The organism is Amycolatopsis sp. NPDC051128, from assembly GCF_040682715.1.
Taxonomy (GTDB): Bacteria; Actinomycetota; Actinomycetes; order Mycobacteriales; family Pseudonocardiaceae; genus Amycolatopsis.
Window position 1 is genome coordinate 29266 of record NZ_JBFBBN010000064.1, and the last position, 24515, is coordinate 53780.

The 24515-nt window shown below is 72.3% G+C and carries 23 protein-coding genes; 12 read left to right on the forward strand and 11 right to left on the reverse strand.

Annotation, left to right across the window (positions count from 1 at the left end):
• Nucleotides 1-40 precede the first annotated feature (40 nt).
• Nucleotides 41-484, forward strand: a complete 444-nt coding sequence (locus AB0M82_RS40620) for an SgcJ/EcaC family oxidoreductase (RefSeq protein WP_364734140.1) — start codon at nt 41-43, stop codon at nt 482-484.
• Nucleotides 481-1203, forward strand: coding sequence for an SDR family NAD(P)-dependent oxidoreductase (locus tag AB0M82_RS40625; RefSeq protein ID WP_364734143.1), 723 nt, complete (start codon nt 481-483; stop codon nt 1201-1203). The genes AB0M82_RS40620 and AB0M82_RS40625 overlap by 4 nt, the downstream gene beginning before the upstream one ends.
• Here the strand turns inward: AB0M82_RS40625 and AB0M82_RS40630 are convergent, their stop codons facing one another.
• Genes AB0M82_RS40630 through AB0M82_RS40650 form a run of 5 tightly spaced genes read right to left on the reverse strand, consistent with a single transcriptional unit; the run spans nt 1204 to nt 6289 of the window.
• Nucleotides 1204-3081: a GAF domain-containing protein gene (locus AB0M82_RS40630; RefSeq protein ID WP_364734146.1), complete on the reverse strand. Its 1878-nt coding sequence runs from the start codon at nt 3079-3081 to the stop codon at nt 1204-1206. It lies immediately after the preceding gene.
• Nucleotide 3082: 1 nt separating this feature from the next.
• Nucleotides 3083-4423: an MFS transporter gene (locus AB0M82_RS40635; RefSeq protein ID WP_364734148.1), complete on the reverse strand. Its 1341-nt coding sequence runs from the start codon at nt 4421-4423 to the stop codon at nt 3083-3085.
• Nucleotides 4424-4454: 31 nt separating this feature from the next.
• A complete protein-coding gene (locus AB0M82_RS40640) occupies nt 4455-5204 on the reverse strand; it encodes a 3-hydroxybutyrate dehydrogenase (RefSeq protein WP_364734150.1) in 750 nt (249 codons plus the stop codon).
• A 49-nt stretch (nt 5205-5253) separates the two neighbouring features.
• Nucleotides 5254-5442, reverse strand: a complete 189-nt coding sequence (locus tag AB0M82_RS40645; RefSeq protein WP_364734152.1) for a DUF397 domain-containing protein — start codon at nt 5440-5442, stop codon at nt 5254-5256.
• The gene (locus tag AB0M82_RS40650) at nt 5435-6289 is read right to left on the reverse strand and encodes a helix-turn-helix transcriptional regulator (RefSeq protein ID WP_364734154.1); all 855 of its coding nucleotides are present in this window, start codon (nt 6287-6289) and stop codon (nt 5435-5437) included. Before AB0M82_RS40650 ends, AB0M82_RS40645 begins: the two co-directional genes overlap by 8 nt.
• Nucleotides 6290-6375: 86 nt before the next feature.
• Here AB0M82_RS40650 and AB0M82_RS40655 point away from each other — a divergent pair, with 86 nt between their 5' ends.
• Nucleotides 6376-6816, forward strand: a complete 441-nt coding sequence (locus tag AB0M82_RS40655; RefSeq protein ID WP_364734157.1) for a hypothetical protein — start codon at nt 6376-6378, stop codon at nt 6814-6816.
• On the opposite strand, the gene AB0M82_RS40660 is transcribed toward AB0M82_RS40655, so the two are convergent.
• Nucleotides 6770-7162, reverse strand: a complete 393-nt coding sequence (locus AB0M82_RS40660) for a VOC family protein (RefSeq protein ID WP_364734160.1) — start codon at nt 7160-7162, stop codon at nt 6770-6772. The two genes, AB0M82_RS40655 and AB0M82_RS40660, sit on opposite strands and share 47 nt — an antisense overlap.
• A gap of 85 nt (nt 7163-7247) precedes the next feature.
• On the opposite strand from AB0M82_RS40660, the gene AB0M82_RS40665 reads away from it, so the two are divergent.
• Nucleotides 7248-8192 (forward strand): WYL domain-containing protein, encoded by a 945-nt coding sequence (locus AB0M82_RS40665; protein WP_364734163.1) that lies wholly within the window; start codon nt 7248-7250, stop codon nt 8190-8192.
• Nucleotides 8193-8356: 164 nt separating this feature from the next.
• Complete coding sequence (locus AB0M82_RS40670) at nt 8357-10423, forward strand: AMP-binding protein (RefSeq protein WP_364734166.1); 2067 nt, start codon at nt 8357-8359, stop codon at nt 10421-10423.
• A gap of 72 nt (nt 10424-10495) precedes the next feature.
• On the opposite strand, the gene AB0M82_RS40675 is transcribed toward AB0M82_RS40670, so the two are convergent.
• Together AB0M82_RS40675 and AB0M82_RS40680 are read right to left on the reverse strand one after the other, a co-directional pair.
• Entirely contained in the window at nt 10496-11095 is a 600-nt protein-coding gene (locus AB0M82_RS40675; RefSeq protein WP_364734169.1) for a GyrI-like domain-containing protein, read from the reverse strand.
• Nucleotides 11095-11607 carry a PadR family transcriptional regulator gene (locus AB0M82_RS40680; RefSeq protein ID WP_364734172.1) on the reverse strand — a complete coding sequence of 171 codons (513 nt, stop codon included), beginning with the start codon at nt 11605-11607 and terminating at the stop codon, nt 11095-11097. Before AB0M82_RS40680 ends, AB0M82_RS40675 begins: the two co-directional genes overlap by 1 nt.
• 102 nt (nt 11608-11709) lie before the next feature.
• Between AB0M82_RS40680 and AB0M82_RS40685 the strand changes: the two genes are divergently transcribed.
• The 5 genes from AB0M82_RS40685 (at nt 11710) to AB0M82_RS40705 (ending at nt 19116) form a co-directional block, all read left to right on the forward strand.
• Complete coding sequence (locus AB0M82_RS40685; protein WP_364734203.1) at nt 11710-13017, forward strand: SWIM zinc finger family protein; 1308 nt, start codon at nt 11710-11712, stop codon at nt 13015-13017.
• A gap of 238 nt (nt 13018-13255) precedes the next feature.
• Nucleotides 13256-14647: a DUF5691 domain-containing protein gene (locus tag AB0M82_RS40690; protein WP_364734175.1), complete on the forward strand. Its 1392-nt coding sequence runs from the start codon at nt 13256-13258 to the stop codon at nt 14645-14647.
• On the forward strand, nt 14644-15732 hold the full coding sequence (locus AB0M82_RS40695) for an AAA family ATPase (protein WP_364734178.1): 1089 nt from the start codon (nt 14644-14646) through the stop codon (nt 15730-15732). The genes AB0M82_RS40690 and AB0M82_RS40695 overlap by 4 nt, the downstream gene beginning before the upstream one ends.
• Nucleotides 15733-15766: 34 nt before the next feature.
• Nucleotides 15767-17947 (forward strand): DUF5682 family protein, encoded by a 2181-nt coding sequence (locus tag AB0M82_RS40700; protein ID WP_364734181.1) that lies wholly within the window; start codon nt 15767-15769, stop codon nt 17945-17947.
• Nucleotides 17944-19116: a VWA domain-containing protein gene (locus tag AB0M82_RS40705; protein ID WP_364734184.1), complete on the forward strand. Its 1173-nt coding sequence runs from the start codon at nt 17944-17946 to the stop codon at nt 19114-19116. The genes AB0M82_RS40700 and AB0M82_RS40705 overlap by 4 nt, the downstream gene beginning before the upstream one ends.
• On the opposite strand, the gene AB0M82_RS40710 is transcribed toward AB0M82_RS40705, so the two are convergent.
• Entirely contained in the window at nt 19086-19943 is an 858-nt protein-coding gene (locus AB0M82_RS40710) for an FAD-dependent monooxygenase (RefSeq protein ID WP_364734206.1), read from the reverse strand. The two genes, AB0M82_RS40705 and AB0M82_RS40710, sit on opposite strands and share 31 nt — an antisense overlap.
• Here AB0M82_RS40710 and AB0M82_RS40715 point away from each other — a divergent pair.
• The gene (locus AB0M82_RS40715; RefSeq protein WP_364734187.1) at nt 19942-20139 is read left to right on the forward strand and encodes a hypothetical protein; all 198 of its coding nucleotides are present in this window, start codon (nt 19942-19944) and stop codon (nt 20137-20139) included. The genes AB0M82_RS40710 and AB0M82_RS40715 overlap by 2 nt on opposite strands.
• Nucleotides 20140-20200: 61 nt before the next feature.
• Nucleotides 20201-20323 carry a 50S ribosomal protein L36 gene (gene rpmJ / locus AB0M82_RS40720; RefSeq protein WP_364734189.1) on the forward strand — a complete coding sequence of 41 codons (123 nt, stop codon included), beginning with the start codon at nt 20201-20203 and terminating at the stop codon, nt 20321-20323.
• On the opposite strand, the gene AB0M82_RS40725 is transcribed toward rpmJ, so the two are convergent.
• Together AB0M82_RS40725 and AB0M82_RS40730 are read right to left on the reverse strand one after the other, a co-directional pair.
• Nucleotides 20314-21780, reverse strand: a complete 1467-nt coding sequence (locus AB0M82_RS40725; protein ID WP_364734192.1) for an NAD(P)/FAD-dependent oxidoreductase — start codon at nt 21778-21780, stop codon at nt 20314-20316. The two genes, rpmJ and AB0M82_RS40725, sit on opposite strands and share 10 nt — an antisense overlap.
• A 171-nt stretch (nt 21781-21951) precedes the next feature.
• Nucleotides 21952-24318 carry a polysaccharide lyase 8 family protein gene (locus tag AB0M82_RS40730; protein WP_364734195.1) on the reverse strand — a complete coding sequence of 789 codons (2367 nt, stop codon included), beginning with the start codon at nt 24316-24318 and terminating at the stop codon, nt 21952-21954.
• Between the last annotated feature and the right edge of the window lie 197 nt (nt 24319-24515).

Consider the following 24515-nt stretch of genomic DNA (forward strand, 5'->3'; position numbering starts at 1 on the left):
GCACATGAGAAGCCAAGTATAGCCGTCGAGGAGACCGACCATGATGACCACCGACCGGGCGACCGTCACCGCCGTTCTCGACTCTCTCGCCGACGCCTGGGGCCGAAGCGACGCCGACGCCTACGGCGCGCACTTCACGGAAGACGCCACTTACGTGACCTTCGTCGGTACGCGCTATCAGGGCCGCGACGACATCGCCGGCAGCCACCGCGTCCTGTTCGAGAAGTTCCTCAAGGGCAGCAAGCTCGCCCACGAGGTCCTGGACGTGCGCTTCCTGGGAGCCGGCGTCGCGGTCGTGACCAGCCGCGGCGACACCTACACCGGCGCGCACCCGAAGAAGCTGTCCAAGGTGCAGACCTACACGCTGGTCCGTGACGGTGGCCGCTGGCTCGTCGCCGCGTTCCACAACACCCAGCGCAAGCCGCTGATGGAGCGCGTCTCGTTCGCGTTCGCGCCGGACACGAAGCCGAAGAACGAGCAGTGAAGGCACTGGTGACAGGGGCGAGCGCGGGCATCGGCCGGGCGTTCGCCACGGCGCTGGCCGCGACGGGCTACTCCGTGACGGCCGTGGCCCGCCGCGAAGACCGGCTCGACGACCTCATGACGACACTCGGCCCCGGGCACGACCGGCTGACCGCGGACCTCGCCACCCCTGAGGGCCTGCGCGTCACCGCCGCCCGGCTGGCCGGCGAGCCCTACACGCTGTTGGTCAACAACGCCGGCGCGGCGGTGCACGGCGACTTCGCGGCGACCTCCCTCCAGGACGCCCTCGCCGTGGTCGACCTCAACTGCCGCGCGATCGTGACGCTGGCCCATGCCTTCCTCGCCCGGGCTCAGCCGGGTTCGGCGCTGGTCAACGTGTCGTCGACGCTGGGGTTCACGCCGAAGCCCGGGTTGGGTGTCTACAGCGCCACCAAGGCGTTCGTGACGTCGTTCTCCGAAACCCTGTGGCACGAACAGAAAGCCCGCGGGGTCCACGTGCTGGCGCTGTGCCCCGGCGTGACAGCGACGGAGTCGCAGCACGCGGAAGACGTCCCGTCGTGGCTGGTGCAGACGCCGGAGGAAGTCGCCGACCGCGCCCTCCGAGCAGTGAACGGCCGTCAGGGACCCATCGTCGTGTCCGGCCGGCGGAACGCCGTGCTCGCCACGATCACCGGGCTGCTGCCGCGGCGGACCGCGGTGTCCCTGCTCGGCGGGGGATGATCAGTCGTGGAGACGGTGCAGGCGCAGCGCCAGCTGGATCTCCAAAGCCCGGTCCGGCGTCTGCCAGTCCTCCCCCAGCAGCGACGCCACCCGCTCCAGCCGCTGCACCACCGTGTTCACGTGGACGTGCAGGACGTCCTTCGTGCGCGCCAGCTGCGAACCGTTCGCGAAGTACGCCCGCAGCGTCGCGACCAGCTCGGTGCCACGGCGCTCGTCGTAGTCGAGGACCGGGCCGAGCGTCTGCCGGACGAACGCGTCGAGGTCCGCGCGGTCGCCGAGCAGTTGGCCGAGGAAACCCAGCCCCGCCATCGCCGCGCCTTCGCCGGTCCGGCCGAGCGCGAGCAGCGCGCGGACGCAGCGCGCCGCTTCCGCGTGGGCGGCCGCGATCGCCGACGGCCCGCCCGCCGGGCCGGCGGCGCCCACCGTGACCGGGCGGCCGGTCGCCGCGCCGAGGTCGGCCGCGACACGGCGGGCCAGCTCGTCCGGGTCGCCCGCGCCGAGCAGCACGACCTCCTCCGCGTGCACCCCGACCAGCGTCGCGTGCCGGGCGGCGGCGCTCGCCAGGCGCCGCCGTGAGCCGCCGTCCGCGTGCGCGACCAGCACCGCGTGCGGCGCCGACAGGTCGATCCCCAGCCGCCGGCCGCGGGCCAGCAACGCGCGGGGGTTGCGGTCCGGGGCCGTGAGCAGGTCGGTCAGCAGCTCGCCGCGGACCTCGTCCTCCGCGCGCACCACCGACCGCCGCAGCATCAGCAGCAACGCCGTCACGACGCCGGCGCGTTCGAACAGCCGCCGGTCGGGGTCGGTCAGCCCGGCGCGCCCGGCCAGCACGAGGCTGCCGAGCAGCTCGGGACCGGCCTGCACCGCGCACACCCAGCTGTCCCTTGTGGACACCGCCCGCCCGGCGGCGCGGGCCGCGGCGAGCACGTCCGGGTCGAGGGCCGCGGGAACGGCCGAACTCGCCAGCAGCGTGCCATCGGCGTCGTAGACCGTGAGGTCGCCGTGCAGCACCCCGGCGACCGCGGCGGCGACGTCCGGCAGGTCGCCACCGCGCAGCACGAGATCGGTCAGCCGGTCGTGCGCGTCCTCGGCGCGTTCCATCGCCGCGTTCTGCGCCCGGATCGTCGCGTTGGCCTCGTTGAGCTCCGCGACGGCCCGGCGGGTCTGGTCGAGAAGGTTCGCGCTGTCCAAGGCGATCGCCGCGTGGTCGGCGAGCGACGACAGCAGCGCGACCTCGTCCGCGGAGAACTCCCGCGTGGCGCGGTCGGACGCGAAGAGCACCCCCAGCACCTTCGGCCCGATCGCCAGGGGGACGCCGAGGATCGCGGTCAGGCCTTCGTCGCGGACGCCGGAGTCGATGTGGCGGGTGTGCTTGAACCGGTCGTCGTTGAAGTAGTCCGACGTCGCGTACGGCCGCGCCGTCTGCGCCACCAGCCCGCCGAGGCCCTCCCCCATGCCCAGCACGATCTGCTGGAACTCCGCCGACACCGACCCGTCGCTGACCCGGACGTAGGTCTTGTTCTCGGCCTCGTTGTTGAGCGACAGGTAAGAGACGTCGACGCCCAGCAGCGCCCGCGCGCGCCGGACGATCGACCGCAGCACGGTGTCCGGATCGGACAGTGCGGCGAGCTCGCTCGCGGTGTCGAACAGCGCGCCGAGCTGGGCTTCACGCCGCCGGTGCTCGGCGAGGGTCTCGCGGATCCGCAGTGCCACCTCGCCCGCGCCGGCCAGGGTGGCCAGGTCGGCCGCGCCGAGGGTGCCCTCGGCGCGGGCGGCCACGACGACGTGCGCCAGCTGCTCGCTGCTCGCCCCGGAGGCGAGCAGATCGAGCAGCCGGCGCAGCGCCGTGACGTTCTCGGAAGGTGCGGTCACGGCCGTCATGCTAGGGCGAAACGGTCGCTGTCTCCGCCTCGACGCTGTCGTCGTGCAGCGACTCGCCGCGCGTCTCGCGGGCGGCGAGCAGCGCGACCACCGTGATCAGGCACATCGCCGCGACGTACAGCGACACCGGCACAGTGCTGCCCCAGGCGGAGAACAACGCCACGGCGATCAGCGGAGCGACGGCCCCGGCGGCGATCGAGGACAGCTGGCCGCCGACCGAAAGCCCGGTGTAGCGCACCCGGGTCGGGAACTGCTCGGCGAAGAACGCGGCCTGCGGGCCGTACATCGCGCCGTGCAGCACCAGCCCGACCGTCGTGGCCAGGACGATCACCGCCGACGACTTCGTGTCCAGCAGCGCGAAGAACGCGAAGCCCCACAAGGCCATCCCGATCGCGCCGAACAGGTAGACCGGGCGGCGGCCGACGCGGTCGGACAGCGCGCCCCAGATCGGGATCGTCACGAAGTGCACGGCCGAGCCGATGAGCACCGCGGTCAGGCCCAGGCCCTTCGGCAGGTGCAGCCCGGTCGTGACGTACACCAGGATGAACGCGGTGATCACGTAGTACGAGACGTTCTCGGCCATCCGGGCGCCGATCGTGATCAGCACCTGACGCCAGCTGTTGCGGAAGACGTCGATGACCGGCACGTGCTTCTCGGTGCGAGCCTCGGCCTGACGCTGGGCGGCCAGGAACACCGGCGACTCGGCGACGGCCAGCCGGATCCACAGCCCGATCAGCAGCAGCACGCCCGAGAGCAGGAACGGGACGCGCCAGCCCCAGGACATGAACGTCGCGTCGGACTGCGTCGCGGACAGGAACGCCAGCACCGCGGTGGCCAGGAGGTTGCCGCCGGGCGCGCCGCACTGCGGCCAGGACGCCCAGAACCCGCGACGGCGGTCGTCGCCGTGCTCGGAGACGATCAGGACGGCGCCACCCCACTCGCCGCCGAGCGCGAAGCCCTGCACCAGGCGAAGCAGGGTGAGCAGGATCGGCGCCGCGACGCCCGCCGTGGCGTACGTCGGCAGCACGCCCATCAGGCAGGTCGAGCCGCCCATCAGGACCAGGCTGACGACCAGGAGTTTCTTGCGGCCGAGCCGGTCGCCGAAGTGCCCGAACACGAGCCCGCCGATCGGCCGGGCGAGGAACCCGACGGCGTAGGTCAGGAACGCCAGCAGCGTGCCGGTGAGCGGGTTCGCCGTCGGGAAGAACAGCTTGTTGAACACCAGCGCGGCGGCCGAGGTGTAGAGGAAGAAGTCGTACCACTCGATGGTGGTGCCGATCAGGCTCGCACCGACGATCTTGGCGATCGCCGACCGGTTCGGTTGACTCGTCGGTTGACTCACTGCGGGCTCCACTTCGTCGTGGTGACGGGACTTAAGCGGCGGTCCAGCCGCCGTCGAGCGGGATGGAGGCGCCGGTGAGGTGGCCGGCGTGCTCGCCGCACAGCCACACCACCAGGGAAGCGACGTCGTCCGGTTCGATGAGCTTCTTGATCGCGGCGCGCCTGAGGAGCACCTCGGCGACGACGTCCTCGCGCGGGATGTCGTGCTCGGCGGCCTGGGCGTCGATCTGGCCGTCGACCAGGGGCGTGCGGACGTAACCGGGGCTCACGCAGTTGCTGGTGACGCCGTGTTCGGCGCCTTCGAGGGCGGCGACCTTGGAGAGGCCTTCGAGGCCGTGTTTGGCGGCGACGTACGCGGCCTTGTAGGCGGAGGCGCGCAGCCCGTGGACGCTCGACATGTTGACGATCCGCCCCCAGCCCCGGGCGTACATCGCCGGCAGGGTGTGGCGGATGAGGAGGAACGGCGCGGTGACCATCAGCGCCTGGATGTGGGCGAACATCCCGGGCGGGAAGTCCTGGATCGGCGCGACGTGCTGGATCCCGGCGTTGTTGACGAGGATGTCGACTTCGGTGGGGAGCTGGTCGACGGCCGACGGGTCGGTGAGGTCGGCCGCGTGCGCCCAGCCCCCGACCTCGGTGGCGGCGGCTTCGGCTTTGTCGTGGTCCAAGTCGACGACGTGCACCTTCGCCCCGGCCGCGGCGAGGGCGCGGACGCAGGCCAGGCCGATACCGCCGGCCCCGCCGGTGACGAGGGCGGTGCGCCCGTCCAGATCGCTGGTCATGGACGGGAACGGTAAGCGTGACGCCGGTCGCGGGCTATGTGCGCGCGGGCTACACCTCGGGAAGATCCTGTGGGGACGGCCGCCATAGGACGGCGAGGAAGGCATCCCACGATCGGGTGGAGATTTCGAGGGTCCCGCCGGCGCGGTCCTTGGTGTCGCGGATTTTTGCCACAGGTCCGAGCGCCACTTCGACGCAGTTGTCTTCGCCTGAATAGCGGGAAGTCCGCCACTCACCCATCGGAGCCTCCGAGTTCGGCGATCACCTCCCCGATGAACGCGCAACTGTCCTGCTCGCTCATGGCAAGCGCCGCCAAGGTTCCGGCGGCCGACCGGTAGTCGGCCACCTGATCGTCAGCGTAGAGGTAAGCGCTCGACCGGTATTGCTCGATGAACACGATCGGCGGCAGCTGCGGGAAGCCCAGGATCACGAACGGCCCGCACAGCCCCGGATGGAGAGTCGGGCCGTCGCGGAGGACCTGCAGCGAAACGTTGCTCCGCCCGGACAAGTCGCGCAGGAACCGGAGCTGCTCGACCATGACCGGCGGCTCGATGAACTCGGGGCGCAACGCCCCCTCACCGACGATCGCGCGGTAAGGGGTCGGCCGCGGTCCGGTCAGCAGCCTCCGCCGGGTCTGCCGAGCCTCGGCCAGCCTCTCGTTGTGCTCGCCGACCACACCGAAGGCGGCGAGCGCGACCCGGGCATAGGCGGGAGTCTGGAACAGGCCGGGAATCAGCACCGGCTCCCACCCGAACAACTCGCTCGCCTCGCGCTCGTACTGCACATAGGTACCGGGCTTCAGGGAGAAGCCGGGCATCACCTTCTCGAGCCAGCTCACCTCTGCAGCGGTGCGGGCGAGCTCCAGCAGCCGTTTCCGCTCCTCCGGCTCCACCACCAGAGCTCCCAGCAACAGAGCCACCTGCTCCACCTTGGGAATCCGCTTCCCGTACTCCCAGTTGGACAGCTCCTGCGGGTAGACCCCGATCAGCCTCGCCAGTTCCCGCACGCCGAGGTCCCGCGCCTTCCGGCAGTCGCGTAGCCCGAAGCCGAGCGCTCTCGCCCGTGGTGTCGCGAAGGGTGTCGCCATGAGCGCATTCTGTCACCGGGGTCCGACATTCCCGTCGTCCGCGCGTCGGCTGGTGTCGCGAATTCGCGTCAGGTTCGCTGCAGGTCATGGACCCGGACCACGCCCTGCTCTCCCGTCTCCGCGACATGGCCGAAACGCTCCCCGGCGACGTCTCCTGGCTCGCCGGCCCGCCCCTGCGCGCCGACGGCATGCGCGACCTCGGCGAGCGCCTCTCCTGCCTCGGCGCGGACCTGATCACCCGCGCGGGCGCGCTCGACGAGATCGCGGCCGCCCGCGTGCCCGCCCACGGCTGGCTCCCCGAATGCGGGCCGGATCCGCGCCACCGGCTCGTCCACTACGTCGGCCGCGGCGAGGTCCGGCTCGGCTTGATCTACTACGCGAGCTGCGGCGCGGGCTGCTTTCCCTTCTACGGCACCGACCCGGCGGGGAAGACCGTCCGGCACAAGCGGTGCGAGAAGTGCGTCAAGGAGGCCTACCGCCTCAAGAGCGTTCCTTCAGCACCGCGAGATAGTGCACGTTCGTCATGACCCCGAGGACGTTGCCGAACGGGTCGACGACCGACGCCGTCACGAAGCCCGGCCCGCGCTCGATGATCGGCTCGTACTCCTTCGCGCCCAGTTCGAGCAGGCGCGCGACCGTCGCTTCGAGGTTGTCGACGTGCCAGCGCACGATCTCGCCGCCCGGCTCGGTGTGCGTGAAGGGGGCGTACTTCCGGTCGATGATGCCGAGTTCGTGCTGGTAGTCGCCGATCCGGAACTCCGAGTACCCGGGGACGTTGAAGTACGGCTCGATCCCCAGGAACTCCGTGTACCAGGCCTTCGCCGCTTCGTGGTCCTCGGCGTAGTACGTGACGGTAGCCATTCCTCGCAGCATTCCCTGCTCCTCTCAAGCGGTCTGGAGCCATCATGCGCGGTGAAAGTGCTCACCGAGTGAGCACTTTGTTTGCCACACTTCTCCCATGCGCGCCGACCGCCTCGTGGCCACCCTCCTGCTGATGCAGACCCGCGGCCGCGTCACCGCGGGCGAGCTGGCCGAGGAGCTGGAAATCTCCGTCGCGACCGCCCGCCGTGACCTCGAAGCCCTGTCGGCCGCGGGAGTGCCCGTCTACCCGCAGCCCGGCCGCGGCGGCGGCTGGCAGCTCGTCGGCGGTGCCCGGACGGACCTGTCCGGGCTGAGCGCGCGCGAGGCGCGGGCGCTCTTCCTCCTGGCGGGCCCGGCCGCGGCCGCCGCGCCGGAGGTCAAGTCCGCGCTGCGGAAGCTCATGGGCGCGCTGCCGGGCACGTTCCGGGCCGACGCCGAGGCCGCGGCGGACGCCGTCGTCGTCGACCAGACGGGCTGGGGCGAGCGCGCGAAGGTCCGGCCGCCGATGGTGGAACTGCTGCGGGACGCGGTCATCGCCCGGCGGCAGGTCCGGCTGACCTACGCCGGCCGCGGGCGCGAGACGTCGGACCGGGTGGTGGACCCGTGGGGCCTGGTCGACAAGGACGACGTCTGGTACCTCGTCGCGGGCACGGCGAAGGGCCGCCGGACCTTCCGCGTCGACCGGATCGTCGCGGCCGCCGCGACCGAAGACGCCGCGGAACGTCCGTCGGACCTGGAGCTGGCCAAGGTGTGGGAGGAGGTCGTCGAGGAGGTCGAGAAGCGCCGATCGCCGCTCACCGCGGACGTGGTCCTCGAACGACGGCACCTCGGTGTGCTGCGGGACCGGTTCGGCCGGCACTGCGAACTCGTCGCCGAACTGCCCGGCGACCGTGTCCGGGTGCGGGTCGCCGCGCCCGCCCCGATCATGATCGCGCAGGAGCTGGCGGGCTGGGGCGCGCTCGTCGAAGTCGAAGGTCCGGAGTCCGTGAAAGCCGAGCTCGCGCGGCTCGGTTCCGAGCTGGTGACCCGGTATGCTCGGTGAACGCCGTTAATCTATCTACAATGGACACTATGAGGACCCACCAGGAGTGTCCGTTACCCACCGGTAGCTGGCCGTTCGGAGTATCCCTGATCACCCGTTTGCTGCTAATGTGACGCCTCCGTGACCTGAACGTGTGTTCGGTGACACTGCGGCGAGGGCAGACGATGCGTGACGATGTAACCGAGGCGAGTGCCGTGGTCGGGCACACGCCCGACCTGGTTTGGCAGATCGTCGGATCGCCGGAGTGGTACTCGCGCTTCGTGCCGGAGATCAGCTGGTGCGAGATCCAGGAACCCGCCTCGCGCGGCCGCGGGCCGAAAGGCCTGATCCGGATCGTGCCCGAGCGCGGGCCGATGCTGGAGACCCAGGTCCAGGCCGTGGTGTACCGGCCGGGCGAGCACGTCGTGTGGTGCGGCGTCCCCGACGAGGGCACGTGGGTTTCGCTGGAGCTGAGACCCCTCGCGGGCGGCCGGACCGAGCTGTTCGTCCGGATGATGCTGCCGCCGTCGCACCTCGATCTGGTGTCGTCGGTGAAGAAGGACCTCCGTACCGTGGCCCGGCGCCTCGACCTGCATCTGGCCGGGCAGGCCGATCCCGACGCCGACCGCGACGTCCACAAGGCCACCAAGCTGCGCACCACGAGCGTCCTGCTGCGCGCGGGCGTGCTCAGCGCCGCCCGGCCGGACCGGCTGGCCCGCCAGCTGAACTCCCTCGCGCAGTGGGGCGCCACCGTCGCGGGCGGCTACCAGGCTTCCGCGGCCCGCGTCCCCGACGAGCCCGCCCTGCACGACGAGCGCAGCCTCCGCACCTTCCGCCAGGTCCAGGAACGCACCGACCGGCTCGCCAACGCCCTGAGCGAACTCGGCGTGGCCGAACGCGACCGGATCGCGCTGATGTGCCGCAACCACGCCGCGATGGTCGAGTCGTTCGTCGCCGCCAGCAAGGTCGGCGCCGACGTCGTCCTGCTGAACACCGGCCTGTCCACGGCCTCGGTCCGGGACGTGATCGCCGAGCACCGGCCGTCCGCGGTGCTGGCCGACGACGAGTTCGCCCAGACCATCGCGAACGTCCCGGGCGACTTCGCCCGGATCAGCACGTGGCCGGACGCCGACGCCGGCTACCCGACTGTCGACGAACTGATCCACGCCGCGCCGGCCGACCCGCCGAAGCCGGTCGACCGGCCGGGCCGCCTCGTCGTGCTGACCTCCGGCACCACCGGGACGCCGAAGGGCGCGCGCCGTCCCACGCCGAAGGGCCTGGGCTCCGCGGCGGCGATCCTCGACCGCATCCCGCTGCGCGCCGGCGACCGGATCCTCGTCGCGGCGCCGCTGTTCCACACCTGGGGCCTGGCGGCGATGCAGATCGGCATGGCGCTGCGCGCGTCGCTCGCGCTGATCCGCAAGTTCGACGCCGAGGAGACGTTGCGGACGATCGCCGAGCAGAAGTGCGACGCGCTGTTCGCCGTGCCGATCATGCTGCAGCGGATCATGGACCTGCCCGAGCGGGTCCGCGCGCGGTACGACCTGTCGTCGCTGCGGATCGTGGCGAGCAGCGGCTCGGCGATGTCCGGGTCGTTCGTGACGTCGTTCATGGACACCTTCGGCGACGTCCTCTACAACTTCTACGGTTCGACCGAGGTCTCGTGGGCGAGCATCGCCGACCCGGGCGACCTGCGCGCCGCGCCGACCACGGCGGGCCGCTGCCCGTTCGGCACCCGCATCGCGATCCTCGACGAGGACCGCAAGCCGGTGCCACCGGGCGGCGAGGGCGAGATCTTCGTCGGCAACGACATGCTGTTCGACGGCTACACGAACGGCACGGACCCGGCGCGCGCGGCGGACCTGATGTCGACGGGCGACGTCGGCTACCTCGACGCGGCGGGCCGGCTGTTCGTCACCGGCCGCGCCGACGAGATGATCGTCTCCGGCGGCGAGAACGTGTTCCCCCGTCCGGTGGAGGAGGCCCTGGTGGCCCTGCCGGGCGTCCACGACGCGGCGGTGGTCGGGGTGGCGGACGCGGAGTGGGGCCAGCGCCTGGCGGCGTACGTCGTCCCGCGGCGCGGGGCTTCACTGCACGCGGAGGACATCCGGCAGTACATCCACCAGCGCCTGGCCCGGTTCGCGGTGCCGCGGGACGTGTACTTCGTCCCGGACCTACCCCGCAACGCGACGGGCAAGATCCTCAAGCGCCTCCTGCACGAGGACACCTGGCCGGCCACGACGGAGTACTGAGGGCAAGTCCGTGAATGTCGCATTGAGAGACTTGGAGTCCCTCAATGCGACATTCACGGACTTTCGCGAGGTTCAGCCGACCGGCTGCCGCAGCACCGTCCTGAGCTTCGCGGGTTCCACGCGCCGCGGGTCGCCGAGGTACACCTCGTGGTGCAGCCCGGTCGGCGCGAGCCCGTGCGCGGCAAGGAATTCGCCGTGCAGCCGGGCCAGCAGCGGCCCTTCGTCGTCGTACGAGCCGACGTGCAGCACCTGCGCGCAGCGGCCCTCGTGCAGCTTCTCGTACCTGACGGGCGCCTCGATCTTCTTCTTGCGCCGCACCGTTTCCCGGGCTTCCTCGACGGCGTCCTCACCGATCCACGCCGGCAAGGAAACCAGCATCGTCCACTGCCAGGAGTCCTTGGCGCGCACGGTGAACGCGGCGTAGTCCTCAGCCCACCACAGGCCTTCCAGCGGGCCCACGACGAAATCCTCGCCACGTCGCTTCGCCGCCATCTTGATCGTGTACGCGACGGAATAGAGCGCTTCCACAGCCCGCGCGTAACTCTCGGCGGTGTTCGGGTTTCCGCGACCGTCGATCGCGAGGAACTGCTGCTCGGGCACCTCGAGCAGAGCCCAGTCGGTGTTCTTCGGCGCGTAAAGCCGCTTCAGGTCCTTCTTGACGTCGTACGGCATCAAATCGTCCTTCCCGCCAGCCACTGGGCTTCGGCTTCGAGTTGCATGAGGGAGTAGTCGAAGATCGCCCGGACGAACGGCGGCGCGCCGGCCTGCGCCGCGGCGGCCCGGCGGACTTCGGCCAAGCGCTCTTCGACCGCTTCGGCGCGCCGGGCCAGCGCCGCGGCGAGCCGGTCAGGCGGGACGACGGGGCTGCTGGCCAGCCCGACCAGCACCGGCGGGTGCACCGGGCGCAGTTCCGCGATGGCCGCCTCCGCCGCGTCCGCGCACGCCTTCCGGCCCGCTTCGGTGGCCGTGAACGTCTTCTTGGCTTTGGGGTGCGCGCGTTCACCCTCGACTTCGGCGACCAGACCGCGGTCGCGGAGCTTGCCCAGCACGTAGTAGATCGAGCTGAAGCCGAGCGCGGTCCAGTCGCGCATGCCGCGTTCCGAAATGACTTCGTCCAGCTCGTAGCCGTGCCTCGGCCGCTCGACCACCAGGCCGAGCACCGTCAGCTCCGCGTCCGTCAGCACCTCCGTACTCTAGCACTAGAATACTCGCCCGCCGGAAAATGTCGGTGGGTGCTGGCATGCTGCATGCAGTAGCCGAAACGAGGGAGAACAGTGGGGGGACAGGTGGTGACGGCGGTGCCGTGGACCGCGGAACGCGTGGCCGGGCTCGCGCCGGATCCCGCTTCGAGCAAGGCGGGCCGCGCGCTCGCCGTGCCGGCGAAGTGGTCTGGCGCGGGTGCGTCCGACGACGCCGTGTGGGGCTTCTGCCAGGGCAGCGGCAAGAAGCCGTACCAGACGTGCGTCGAGTTCGCCGAGCCCGCGTTCCGGTGTTCCTGTCCCAGCCGGAAGTTCCCGTGCAAGCACGCGCTCGGCCTGCTGCTGCTGTGGGCGGCCGGGCGGATCGACGCGGCGGAGCCACCGGACTGGGTGCACGCCTGGCTGGCCGAACGCGCCGATCGTGCCCAGCGGGCGGAAAAACGCGCGGAGGCGGCCGGCCCGAAGGACGAGGAAGCCGCCGCGCGACGCGCCGGCGAACGCGCGGCCCGCGTCGAAGGCGGTGTCGCCGAGCTGAAGATCTGGCTCACCGACCGGATCGGCGCCGGGTTCGCGGGCTTCGACCGCAACGGCGGCGAAGAGCTGCGCACGGTCGCCGCGCGGATGGTCGACGCGCAGGCGTCCGGCCTCGCGGGCGGGCTGCGGCGGGCGGCCGGGATCGTCGGCCGCCGAGACTGGCCCGAAGCGCTGCTCGCCGAACTGTCGCTGCTGTACCTGCTCGCGGACGCGGCGAGCCGGCTGGCCGAACTGCCTCCTCCGTTGGCGGAGACCGTCCGCACCCGGCTCGGGTTCTCCGTGGAGACGGCGCGGGTGCTCGACCAGGGCGAACGCGTGGCGGACGAATGGCTGATCACCGGCGCGGCCGACGAGGAGAACGACCGGCTGCTGACCCGGCGCACCTGGCTGCGCGGCCGCCGGACGGGGCGGGACGCGCTGGTGCTGTCGTTCGCGCCGCCGGGCCGTCCCCTCGACGCGTCGCTGCCGGCCGGGCACCTGCTCACCGCGGAGCTGGCGTTCTACCCGGGCGCGGCGCCGTTGCGCGCCCTGGTCGCGGAGCGCGGCATCCCTTCCACCGCACCGTCGGCCGAGGGCGGCTCGATCTCGGACGCGCTGGCGGCGTACGCGCGGGCGATGGCCGCGGACCCGTGGCTGGAACGCTGGCCGGTCCTGCTTTCGGACGTCACCCCGGCCGAACACGTCGGCGGCTGGTGCCTGTCCGAAAAGGACGGTACGGCGCTGCCGCTGGTGCCGTACGCCTTCCCGTGGTCGCTGCTGGCGATGTCCGCGGGCCACCCGGTGACGGTCGCCGGCGAGTGGAGCCCGGCGGGCCTGCGGCCGCTGACCTGCTGGCACGAAGGCCGGGCGGTGCGGCTGTGAGTCTCGACGCGACAGTCACCAGTGCTGTAACCGCACCGGTTCACCGGGCTAGGGCCGCCGCATGGCCGACTCATGCGCCCCAATGTGGCATTGGGTGCGCTCAACGCACCGAACGCCACATTGGGTGCACCCAACGCACCCAACGCCACATTGGGGCGCATGAAGCCCACCCAGACCGGCGGGCTGTGCACCAGGAACCCCTGAACCCGAAACCGAACCGAGCACAGGACGTGCGACCGTGAAAGCCTGGGAAGACCTTGTCGGCACCGCCCTCCTCGGCACGCGCCGGCGCACCCTCGACACGTCGGCGCAGCCGCCGGCCGTCCAGGCACTCGCCGCGTCCCACACCGAGCCGGCGGACCAGCTCCTCACCGCCGCGGTCGTCCTGACCACCTACCGCCGAGCCGGGAAACGCCCGCTCGCCGACGTCAAACCCCTGCCGGTGGCCGCGCCCGACGAGCGGCCCTTCGTGCCGCCGCTCGCCCGGGAACGGCTGGCCCGGCTGCTGGCCGCGAGCCATCCGGACCTGCTGCTGGAGTGGCTCGGGATCGTCGCCGGCACCGACTACCGGATCCCGCCGGAAACCCTGCCGCTGCTGGCCGAGGCGGCCCGCACCAAGGCCGCCCTGCGCGGCCCGCTCGTCGCGGTCGCCGGTCCGGTCGGGGCGTGGCTCGGGCAGCGGAACCCGGACTGGGCCTTCCTCTCCGCGCCCGCCGAAGCAGACGGGGCACAAGACGTCTGGCAGTACGGCAGCCTCGCTCAGCGCCGCCGCTGGCTCGCCACCCGGCTGGCCGAAGCCCCGGACACCGCCCGGGAAGCCCTCACCACGTCGTGGAAGAGCGAACCCGCCGACGTCCGGGCGGACTTCCTCGGCGTGCTCGCCGGGCACGTCCGCGCCGAGGACGAAGGCTTCCTCGAAGCCGCGCTGACCGACCGCGCGGCCGCCGTCCGGGAACGGGCCGCCGACCTGCTCGGCCGGCTGCCGGGCACGCGCTACGGGCAGGGGATGGCCGAACGGCTGCGACCCCTGGTCCGGCGCCGGGGCCGGGTGCTGGAGGTTTCCCTGCCGCAGGGCGGCCGCGACGAAGGCACCGTCCGGCTGCGGACGCTCGTCGCGGCCGCTCCCCTGTCCTTCTGGTCCGAATTCGGCCCACCCGCCGAGGTGGTGCGGATGACCGTCGAGGGCTGCCCGGCCGGGGTGCTGCGCGACTCCTGGGCCACCGCGGCCCTGCGCCAGCGCGACGAAACCTGGGCGCACGCGCTGATCGGCGCCGACCCGGGCGGGCGCACCACCCCGCCGCTGCTCGGCGTGCTGAGCCCGGCGAGCCAGGCCGCGACCATCGGGCACCTGGTGGGCCGGCTGCCCACCGAGTCGTTCGCGCGGCTGGTGCACGAGCTGCCCCGGCCGTGGACCAGGGAACTCGGCACCGCGCTGCTCGACTGGATCGTCCGCCAGGACGACCACCGCCTGGTTTCGCACGCCGCCGTCGTGATCGCCCGTGCGGTCCCACCCGGCTGCCTCGGCCATCCGCTGGCCACCACCCGCCTGACCATGGACGCCGGGCCGTGGCGCCGGGCGCTCACCGAGACGTTGAACTTCCGCCGCGAAATGTACGAGGAGCTCGCATGACCACCCCCGCCACCGTCCTCCGGCCGCACGCCGAGCAGGACCACGCCGCCGAGCTGGCCGCGCTGGCCGCCGCCGACGAGCGGGCCAAGCCGCCGAACTGGAACCTCTCGCCGTGGGCGGTGGTCGAGTACCTGCTCGGCGGCACGCTCCCGGACGGCACCGTGATCACGCCGAAGTACGTCGGCCCGCGGCGGCTGATCGAGGTCGCCGTCGCGACGCTGGCCACCGACCGCGCGCTGCTGCTGCTCGGCGTGCCCGGCACGGCGAAGACGTGGGTGTCGGAGCACCTGTGCGCCGCGATCAGCGGGGACTCGACGCTGCTGGTGCAGGGCACGGCGGGCACGTCCGAGGAGTCGATCCGCTACGGCTGGAACTACGCCCGGCTGATCGCCGAGGGCCCGAGCGCCGCCGCGCTCGTCGAGAGCCCGGTGCTGCGCGCGATGCGGGACGGGAAGCTGGCCCGGCTCGAGGAGCTGACCCGCATCCCGGCCGACGTCCAGGACTCGCTGATCACGATCCTGTCCGAGAAGACGCTGCCGGTCCCGGAGCTGGGCACCGAGGTGCAGGCGCGGCCGGGCTTCAACCTGATCGCGACGGCGAACAACCGCGACAAGGGCGTCAACGAGCTGTCCAGCGCGCTGCGGCGGCGGTTCAACACGGTGGTGCTGCCGCTGCCGGACAGCGCCGAGGCGGAGGTCGAGATCGTCAGCAGGCGGGTCGCCGAGCTGGGCACGTCGCTGCAGCTGCCCGTCGAGGCGGCCGAGCTGGCCGAGATCCGCCGCGTGGTCACGGTGTTCCGCGAGCTGCGCTCGGGCCGCACCGAAGACGGCCGCACAGCGGTGAAATCCCCGTCCGGCACGCTCTCGACCGCCGAGGCGATCAGCGTGCTCACCGGCGGCCTCGCCCTGGCGACGCACTTCGGCGACGGCGTCCTGCGCCCGCACGACATCGCGGCCGGCATCCACGGCGCGGTGGTGAAGGACCCGGTGGCCGACCGCGCGATCTGGATCGAGTACCTGGAGACGGTCATCCGCGAGCGCGACGGCTGGGCCGACTTCTACCGGGCGGGTCAGGAGATCTCGTGAGCCGCCGCGGCCCGGCGGGAGCGAGGGCGCTCCCGTGACCACCCACCTGCTCGGCATCCGCCACCACGGCCCGGGGTCCGCCCGGGCCGTGGCGGCGCGGCTCGCCGAACTCGAACCCGACGTCGTGCTGATCGAGGGCCCGCCCGAAGCCGACGCCCTGGTCGAGCTGGCCGAAGACCCGGCCATGCGACCGCCGGTCGCGCTGCTGGCCTACGCGACCGACGACGTCTCGCGGGCCGCGTTCTGGCCGTTCGCCGTCTTCAGCCCGGAGTGGCAGGCGCTGACCTATGCGCGCGAGGCCGGCATCCCGGTGCGGTTCTGCGACCTCCCGGCCGCCAACACCTTCGCCGTGGGTCCGGACGAGCTCGGCGAGCCGCACGGCGATCCCCTGGCCGCGCTGGCCTCGGCCGGGGGTTACGACGATCCGGAACGCTGGTGGGACGACGTCGTCGAGTCCCGGCGGGACGACGAAAACCCGTTCGAGGTGATCGCCGAGGCGATGACCGCGTTGCGGGAGGACGAGAAACCGCCGCAGGGCAACGAAGCGCGGCGCGAGGCCTACATGCGCTCGGTGCTGCGCCGCACCCGCAAGGACGGCTTCGAGAACATCGCCGTCGTCTGCGGGGCCTGGCACGTGCCCGCGCTGGCCGACCCGCTGCCGGCGGCATCGCACGACAACGCCGTCCTCAAAGGACTCCCGAAGCGGAAGGTCGCGTGCACCTGGGTGCCGTGGACCCACGGCCGGCTCGCCACGGCCAGCGGCTACGGCGCGGGCGTGCGGTCGCCCGGCTGGTACCACCACCTCTTCACGACGCCCGAGGACGTCACCACGCGCTGGCTGACCGGCGTCGCCGCGGTGCTGCGGGAAGAGGACCTGCCCGTCTCGACCGCGCACGTCATCGAGGCGGTCCGGCTGGCCGAAACGCTGGGCACGCTGCGCGGGCGGTCGTCGGCCGGGCTCGCCGAGGTCACCGAAGCCACCCGCTCCGTGCTCTGCGGCGGGGACGAGGTGCAGGTCGAACTGGTCACGCGGCGCCTGGTGGTCGGCGAACGGCTCGGCGAGGTCCCCGACCGGGTTCCGCAGCCGCCGCTGGCCGCGGACCTCACCGCGACGGCGAAACGCCTGCGGCTCAAGAAGGACCCGGTGGTCAAGGAGCTCGACCTGGACCTGCGGACGCCCGGCGGGCTCGACCGCTCGAAGCTGCTGCACCGGCTGCGGATCCTCGGCATCGAATGGGGCAGCCGGGAGGCGTCGGCGCGGCGGAACCGCGGCACGTTCCGGGAGACCTGGGCGCTGTGCTGGGAACCGTCGTTCGAGGTCGACCTGGTCGCCGCCGCCGTGCACGGCACCACCGTGCCATCGGCGGCCTCCGCCGCGGTCCGCGGCACGATCGAGGGCACGCCGCCGCTGGACGAGGTCACCACGGCCGTCGAGAACTGCCTGCTCGCCGACCTGCCGGAGGCGCTGCCCGACGCGCTGGCGGCGCTCGACGCGCGGGCGGCGGCGGACGCGGACGTCGCGCGGCTGATGTCGGCGCTGCCCGCGCTGGCCAGGGCGACGCGCTACGGCGACGTCCGCGGCACCGACACCGGCGCGCTGCGGGCGGTCGCCCACCGGATGCTCGACCGGATCTGCGCCGGGCTGCCACCGGCGACCCACGGGATCGACGAGGACGCCGCGGCCCGGATGGCCAAGCTGGTCGACGGGGTGCACGACGCGACGTCCCTGCTGGGTGACGACGCGAAGGAACGCTGGCTGGCGGCGCTGACCCGGCTGGCGGAACGACCGTCGCTGCCACCGCTGCTGGCGGGCCGGCTCACCCGGATCCTGCACGACGCCGGGCTGCTCGACGCCCTCGACATCGAACTGCGGCTGGGCCGGGCGCTCACGCCGGGTATCGCGCCGTCGGCGGGCGCGGCGTACGTCGAAGGCTTCTTCGACGGCGGCGCGCTGCTGCTGGTGCACGACGAAGGCCTGCTGCGGGTGATCGACGCGTGGCTGACGGCGATCCCGGACGACGTCTTCACCGAGGTGCTTCCGTTGCTACGCCGTACTTTCGGTGCTTTCAGCGGCCCCGAGAAGCGGGCGATCGGGCACCGCGCGGCCGGGCTCACCGGCGCGGTGCGCGTCGTCCCGGTCGCCGACGAACTGGACGAGGACCGGGCGGAGCAGGTCCTGCCCGTCCTGGCGACACTGCTGGGGGTGGGGGCATGAACACCGCGGACACCGACCGGGTGCGGCGCTGGCGGCTGGTGCTGGGCGGGGACGGCGCGGGCCCGGGCTCGGGGCTGGCCGACGCGCAACTGTCCGATGAGGACAGTGGGGTCGACGCGGTGCTGGCCGCCCTCTACGACAAGCCGGACGAAGAGGCGGCGGGCGGGCCGCGCAGCGCCAACCTGGGCGCGTCGGCGCCGCGGGTCGCGCGCTGGCTGGGTGACATCCGGCGCTACTTCCCCAGCACCGTGGTGCAGGTGATGCAGCGCGACGCGGTCGACCGGCTCGGGCTCACCCGGATGCTGCTGGAGAAAGAACTCCTCTCGGCGGTCGAGCCGGACGTCCACCTGGTCGGGACGCTGCTCTCGCTGAACGGCGTGCTGCCCGAGGAAACCAAGGAGACGGCGCGCGAGGTCGTCCGCAAGGTGGTCGAGGAGCTGGAGGAACGGCTCGCCGAACGGACCCGTTCGGCGGTCCAGGGCGCGCTGGACAAGGCGTCCCGCACGCACCGGCCGCGGCCTGGCGACGTCGACTGGGCGCGCACGATCCACGCGAACCTCAAGCACTACTCCCCCGAGCTGCGCACGATCGTGCCGGAGAAGCTGATCGGGTTCGGGCGGCGACGGCAGGCGGTGCAGCGTGACGTGATCCTGGCCGTCGACCAGTCGGGCTCGATGGCGGAGTCGGTGGTCTACTCCGGGCTGTTCGGCGCGGTCCTGGCCTCGATGCGGGCGTTGAAGACCAGCTTCGTCGCGTTCGACACCGAGGTCGCGGACCTCACCGAGCACCTGACCGACCCGGTCGACGTCCTGTTCGGCACCCAGCTGGGCGGCGGCACCGACATCAACCGGGCGATCGCCTACTGCCAGGGCCTGGTCGGCCGGCCCGAGCAGACCCTGCTGGTGCTGATCAGCGACCTCTACGAGGGCGGCGACGAAGAGGAGCTGCGGCACCGGATCGGCGAGCTGGTCGGCGCCGGCGTCCAGGTGGTCACGCTGCTCGCGCTGTCCGACTCGGGCGCGCCGTCGTACGACCACGAGAACGCGGCGGCGCTGGCCGAGCTGGGCGTCCCGGCATTCGCGTGCACCCCGGACCAGTTCCCGGAGCTGATGGCCGCCGCCGTCCGCGGGGACGACCTTCAGGCCTGGGCGGCGAGCGCGACGTCGTGAGCGCGACGCCAGACGTCGAGGGCGGCCAGGCCGCGCCCGGCGACATATCCGTCCGGGCGCACGAGGACCAGCTCGTCGTCCGTGACGTCGTACGCGCGGCGCACTTCGCCGCCGGGGTCGTCCACCGGGTGGACGTGGAGCGACCCGGTGGACCGGATCCCGGTGGCGCCGAAGGCCAGCAGCGTCCACTGTGGACCGCGGAACACGTCGAACAGCCGCACCGGCCGGCCGGCGGAGTCGACGTACCGGGTGTCGGGCGCGCGGTCTCCGGCGTCCACGCGGCGCGAAGGCCCGGAACCGCGGTGCGACAAGGCACTTCCGAGGTAGGCGATGGTCAGGCCGGTGGTGAAGTCGTCGGTGAGGTGGCGCTGGGCGCGGGCCCCGTCGCCTTCCTCGGCTGCGCGCATCACCATGTGCGGGCGAGCTGTGCTGTCGTCGAGCACCGCGCGCGCCATGCAGACGCTGATCCGGTACAGCGCCGCCCAGCCCGCGTCGTGTAGTGCTACCCCGGGCACGCCCGCGCGGTCGGCGAAGATCCTGCGGTACAGCTCGAGCGACGGTTCCGCCGGATGCTCGTCCTCAGCCGGGATCGAGGCCTGGAACTGGAAGATGTCCGTGCCGGGCAACGGGAACAGCGAGAGGATGCCGTCTTCGGGGCTCATCCAGACGTGCTGGCAATGCCGGTCGAGCCCGTCGGCGCGCACGTCGCCGAGGTACCAGCGGTGCCGGCCGTAGCGGGTGCCGCGCAGGGTGAGGCCGGCTTCCCGCCGCACCGCGCCGCGGCCGCCGTCGCAGCCGGCAGCGTACCGGGCGCGGATCGTCTCGATGCCGGCGCCGGTGCGGACGGTCGCCCTGACCGCGGACGGCCAGGCCGTGACCGACCGCTACCTGAGCGCGATCTCGGACTGGTTCGCCGACGCGCTGGCCGGCTGGACGGCGAAGGACCGGGGCGACCTGACCCGGCTACTCGGCCGCATGGTCGACGACCTCACTGGCCATCTGGCAGCTGAGTTGCGGGATTAAACCGACCCGTCGGGCGGTTGACGAGGGTGTGGGGCAGCCCCCGCAGGAAGGACGGCTCACCATGAAGGTCCGCAGCTCGATCCGTTCGCTCGCCCGCCAGTCCGGCACCCAGGTGATCCGGCGCGGCAACCGCGTCTTCGTGATCAACAAGGACAACCCGCGCGCCAAGGCCCGTCAGGGCTGAGCCGCGCTCACCGCGTCGAAGCGCATCACCCCGTCGTCGACGCGGTTGAAGCGCATGTCGGCGAGGTCCAGCAGGTAGTTCTGGCGCATCATCCAGGGCCGCTTCCCACCCTGCTTCGGCAGGCCGGGAGCGGCCCGCTTGATGTACCCGGACGCCAGGTCCACGATCGGCCGCGGGGTGCCCGCCTCGGAAGCCGAAGCCGCGTCCGGGGTGCAGGACGCGAACCCGCGCCGGTCCAGGTACTCCACGAGCCGGCACACGTACCGGGACGTCAGATCCGCCCGCAGCGTCCACGAATTGTTCGTGTAGCCGACGCACCAGGCGAGGTTCGGGACGCCGCCGAACATCATGCCCTTGTAGGCCCGCTGCTCCCCCGGCTCGATCGCCCGGCCGTCCACCCTCAGCGAGATCCCGCCGAACGCCAGCAGCCGCAGCCCGGTCGCCGTCACGATGACGTCCGCCGGGAGCGAGCGGCCCGACGCCAGCAGGATCCCGTCCGGCGTGAACCGCGCGATCCGGTCGGTCACGACGTCGGCCTTGCCGGACCGCAGCGCGCGGAACAGGTCCGCGTCCGGCACCAGGCACAGCCGCTGGTCCCATGGGTCGTAGTCCGGCACGAAGTGCGGGTCGACCGGGATCGACGCCGGCAGCTGCGCCGCGACGCGCTTGCGCAGGGCCAGCGACGCCCGGCCCGGCAGCCGTCGCATCAGCTGGAAGAAGATCGTGCCCAGCACGACGTTCTTGCCGCGCACCACCCGGTGCGCGAGCTTCTCCGGCAGCAGGGCGCGGATCCGGTCGGCGAGCGCGTCCCGCCCCGGCCGCGCCACGACGTACGACGGCGAACGCTGCAGCATCGTCACCCGCGCGGCGCTCGAAGCCATCGCCGGCACGAGCGTCACCGCCGTCGCGCCGCTGCCGATGACGACCACCTGCTTGCCGTCGTAGTCCAGCGAGTCCGGCCAGTGCTGCGGGTGCACGATCTCGCCCCGGAAGTCGTCACGGCCGGGGAAGTCGACGACGTGCCCGGCCGCGTAGTCGTAGTAACCGCTGCACAGGTACAGGAACCGGCACGTGAACGTGGCTCCGTGCGCCGTTTCGACCGTCCACAGTGCCTCGCCCGACGACCACGAAGCCCGCACGACCCGGTGCCCGAACCGGACCTGCCGGTCGATGCCGAACGCGGCGGCGGTCTCCCGGATGTAGGCGAGGATCGACGACCCGTCGGCGATCGCCTTCGCGTCCTTCCACGGCCGGAACGGGTAGCCGAGGGTGAACATGTCCGAATCGGACCGGATGCCCGGATAGCGGAACAGGTCCCAGGTGCCCCCGATGGCCTCCCGGGCCTCCAGCACGGCGTAAGTCTTGCCCGGCAACCGCTCCCGCAGCCGGCAGGCCGCGCCGATGCCGGACAGGCCGGCGCCCACGATGAGGACGTCCACGTGCTCGGCGGTGGTCATGAATTCCAGCCTAACCGAGGCGGGAATCCCGCCGGACCGGGTCGGGGCACCGGCCCGGCGGGAGGCCTCCGCTTACTGTGCCGACCGTTACTGATCCGACCACAGTCACGGCCGAATGACTTCGTAGCAACGGTTACGTGCCGCGTCGGGGTCGGCCTACTTTTGGCCGGATCAGTACAACGGGACCACCTTCGTCGCGCCGAACGTGCCCTTCAGCGGCACCGTCACGGACCTGCCGCGCACCGTCACCGTGACGCTGTCCTGCAGCTGCGTCGGGTCCGACACGGCCAGCTGGCGCAGCCCGATCGCGACCGACGCGGGGCCGGACACGCTGACGCCGTCGACCGAGCCGGCCGCGAAGAAGTTCGCCAGCAGGGTGCCGTCGGCCAGGCGGACCGCCTGCACGCCCGGGGTGTTCGCCCGCACCCGCCACGCCAAGGACGCCGTCAGGGTCCCGACCACCGAAGCGCCCGGCAGCACCGCGTAGGCGTACGTCGCGTTCGAAGGCCGCACGCCGTGTTCGAGGACCAGCTTCTGGTACCGGCGGGTGTTCGGCGTCGTCGTGCCCTTCGTGTTGGCGCCGGTGTCGATGTCGCGCCACGCCCCGGTCCGGTCCTCGCGCAGGGCGGTCACCGAAGCGTCGTCGAGCAGCACGTAGCCGCCGACGTTCTCCAGGTGCACCCAACGCGGCTTGCGCAGTGCGGAGACCTTGCCGAGGTCCGTCGGCACGCGGCGGCCGTCCGCGAGCAGCGCGCCCCGGCCGCCTTCGCCGAGGTTGCGGTTCTCGATCGTCGTGCGCACCGCCTGCCCGGAAGTGCCGGTGATCCCGGCGCCGAGGCAGACGATCCCGGCCGGGGTGAAGAACCACGACTTCTTGGCGACCAGCGACCCGTCCCAGGACGTGAAGCCGAACGCGTACGCGCCGTGCCGCGCGTCCCAGCGGACACCGCCGGTGTGGGCGTTCGGGCCGACCGGCACCCCGCCGAACTTCGGGTCGGCCGGGCCGTCGTTCTCCGTCGTGCCCGGCAGCAGCAGCGGGTCGACCGTCGGCCAGTAGGCGTCGGTGTAGTGCCCTTTGGCGTTCGGCAGGAACGTGTAAAGCACGCCGTCGCCGACGTGGTAGCCCTTCAGGTTCTGCCCGTTGATGGCTTCGTAGCGCGAGATCCGCGTCGAGCTGACGCCCAGCGACGCCGACCAGTCGTCCGTGACGTGGACGAGCCGGTCCTGCTGACCGAAGATCCGGTGCGTCGCGACGACACGCGCCGGGCGCGCCCCCGACGCCAGCATGTCCTGCGCGAACTCGATGCCGGGCGTCGCCACGAGGTCCGGGCCGGGCGCGAACCGTTCCGGGTCGGGGATCTTCAGGATCGGCGCGTACGCGCCTTCCTTGATCCACTTCGCGGCGAGCGCGTTGAGGTCGGTCTTCGTCCGGCCGGTCGCGGTCCGGGCCAGCACGAGCGTGGCGACGGTGAGCTGGTGGCCGATGTCGTGGCCGGTTTCGCCCTGGCGCGAAAGCATCCGCCCGCGCACCGGCTCCATCAGCGCGCCCGCGTACACGAACGGCGCGAAGCTGTCCGCGACCAGCGCGTAGATCTTGTCCTTCAACGCCTGCGGGAGCGCGTACTCGGTGCCCTGCGTGACGTGGATGGCGCCGGCGAGCGCGGTGAGCAGCACGATGCCGTAGTGCCCCGGGTACGGGATCGTGTCGTGCTGGATGAACGAGCCGTCGACGTGGAAGCCGTCCCCTGCCGCGCGGTCCAGTTTCGCGACGACGCTGGCGGCGCCACCGCCCGCGACGTCGGTCAGCGCGTCGAGGCCGGTTTTGATCCACGCCGTGTCGCCGAGCATCGCGCCGGACACGATGGAGATGAGTGCCTTGTCCGCGCGGTTGGCGCCGGTTTCGATCACCGCCGCGTTGTTCGCGCGCCGGTTCGGGTCACCGACGAACCGCTTGACCGGTGCCAGGTAGCGGGCCAGCTGGTCCGCGGTGAGCTGGCCGGCGACCACCGAGAGCGTGTGCAGCAGGTAGTACGGGATGCCGATCTCGTAGGTGTACCAGTTGCCGATCTCGCCGACGTTCTCGTTGTATTGACTGGCGTGGATCAGCTCGAGCGCGGACTTGATCCGGTCGAGCACCACCGGGTCGCCGGAGAGCGCGCCACCCGGCGTCCCCCAGTCGACGGCGATCGCGCGCAGCCGGGCGTACATCGACGTCGTGTAGTCGCTGCCCGGGCCGAGCGGCAGGTCCGTCCACAGTGGAGCACCGCCGCCGGCCACGGACATGCTCGCGTTGTAGGCCTTGGCGACGCGGCCGAGGTTGGCCAGAGCCTCGGCGCGTTCCGGCGACGGCCGGTTGATGCCGGTCTGCAGCTGCCGGTAGGCGGCGACGATCGGCGCGGTCGCCGCGGGCACCGGGCTCACGGCGCGGGCCGCGGCCGAGGGTGCCGCTCCGGCGGCGAAGGCCGGGCGGGTCAGGAGCACGGTGGAAGCGGCCGCCAGGGCGCCGCCGCGCAGGGCGTTTCTCCGGTTCACGGGCATGGCAATGCCTCCCAGGATCAAGACATCCTTGGCTTGTGGGGGAACGGATTCAGTTGTGCGGCGGCGGAAGCAGGGGGCTTGGCTGTCCGTGAATGTCGCATTGCCTCCGCGCGGGAGATCCTGGGCACCGGCCCGCAGCTGGCGGTCCTGATGAATGTCGTCGCGGCGACCGACGTGGCCGCGATGCGGGACGTCGC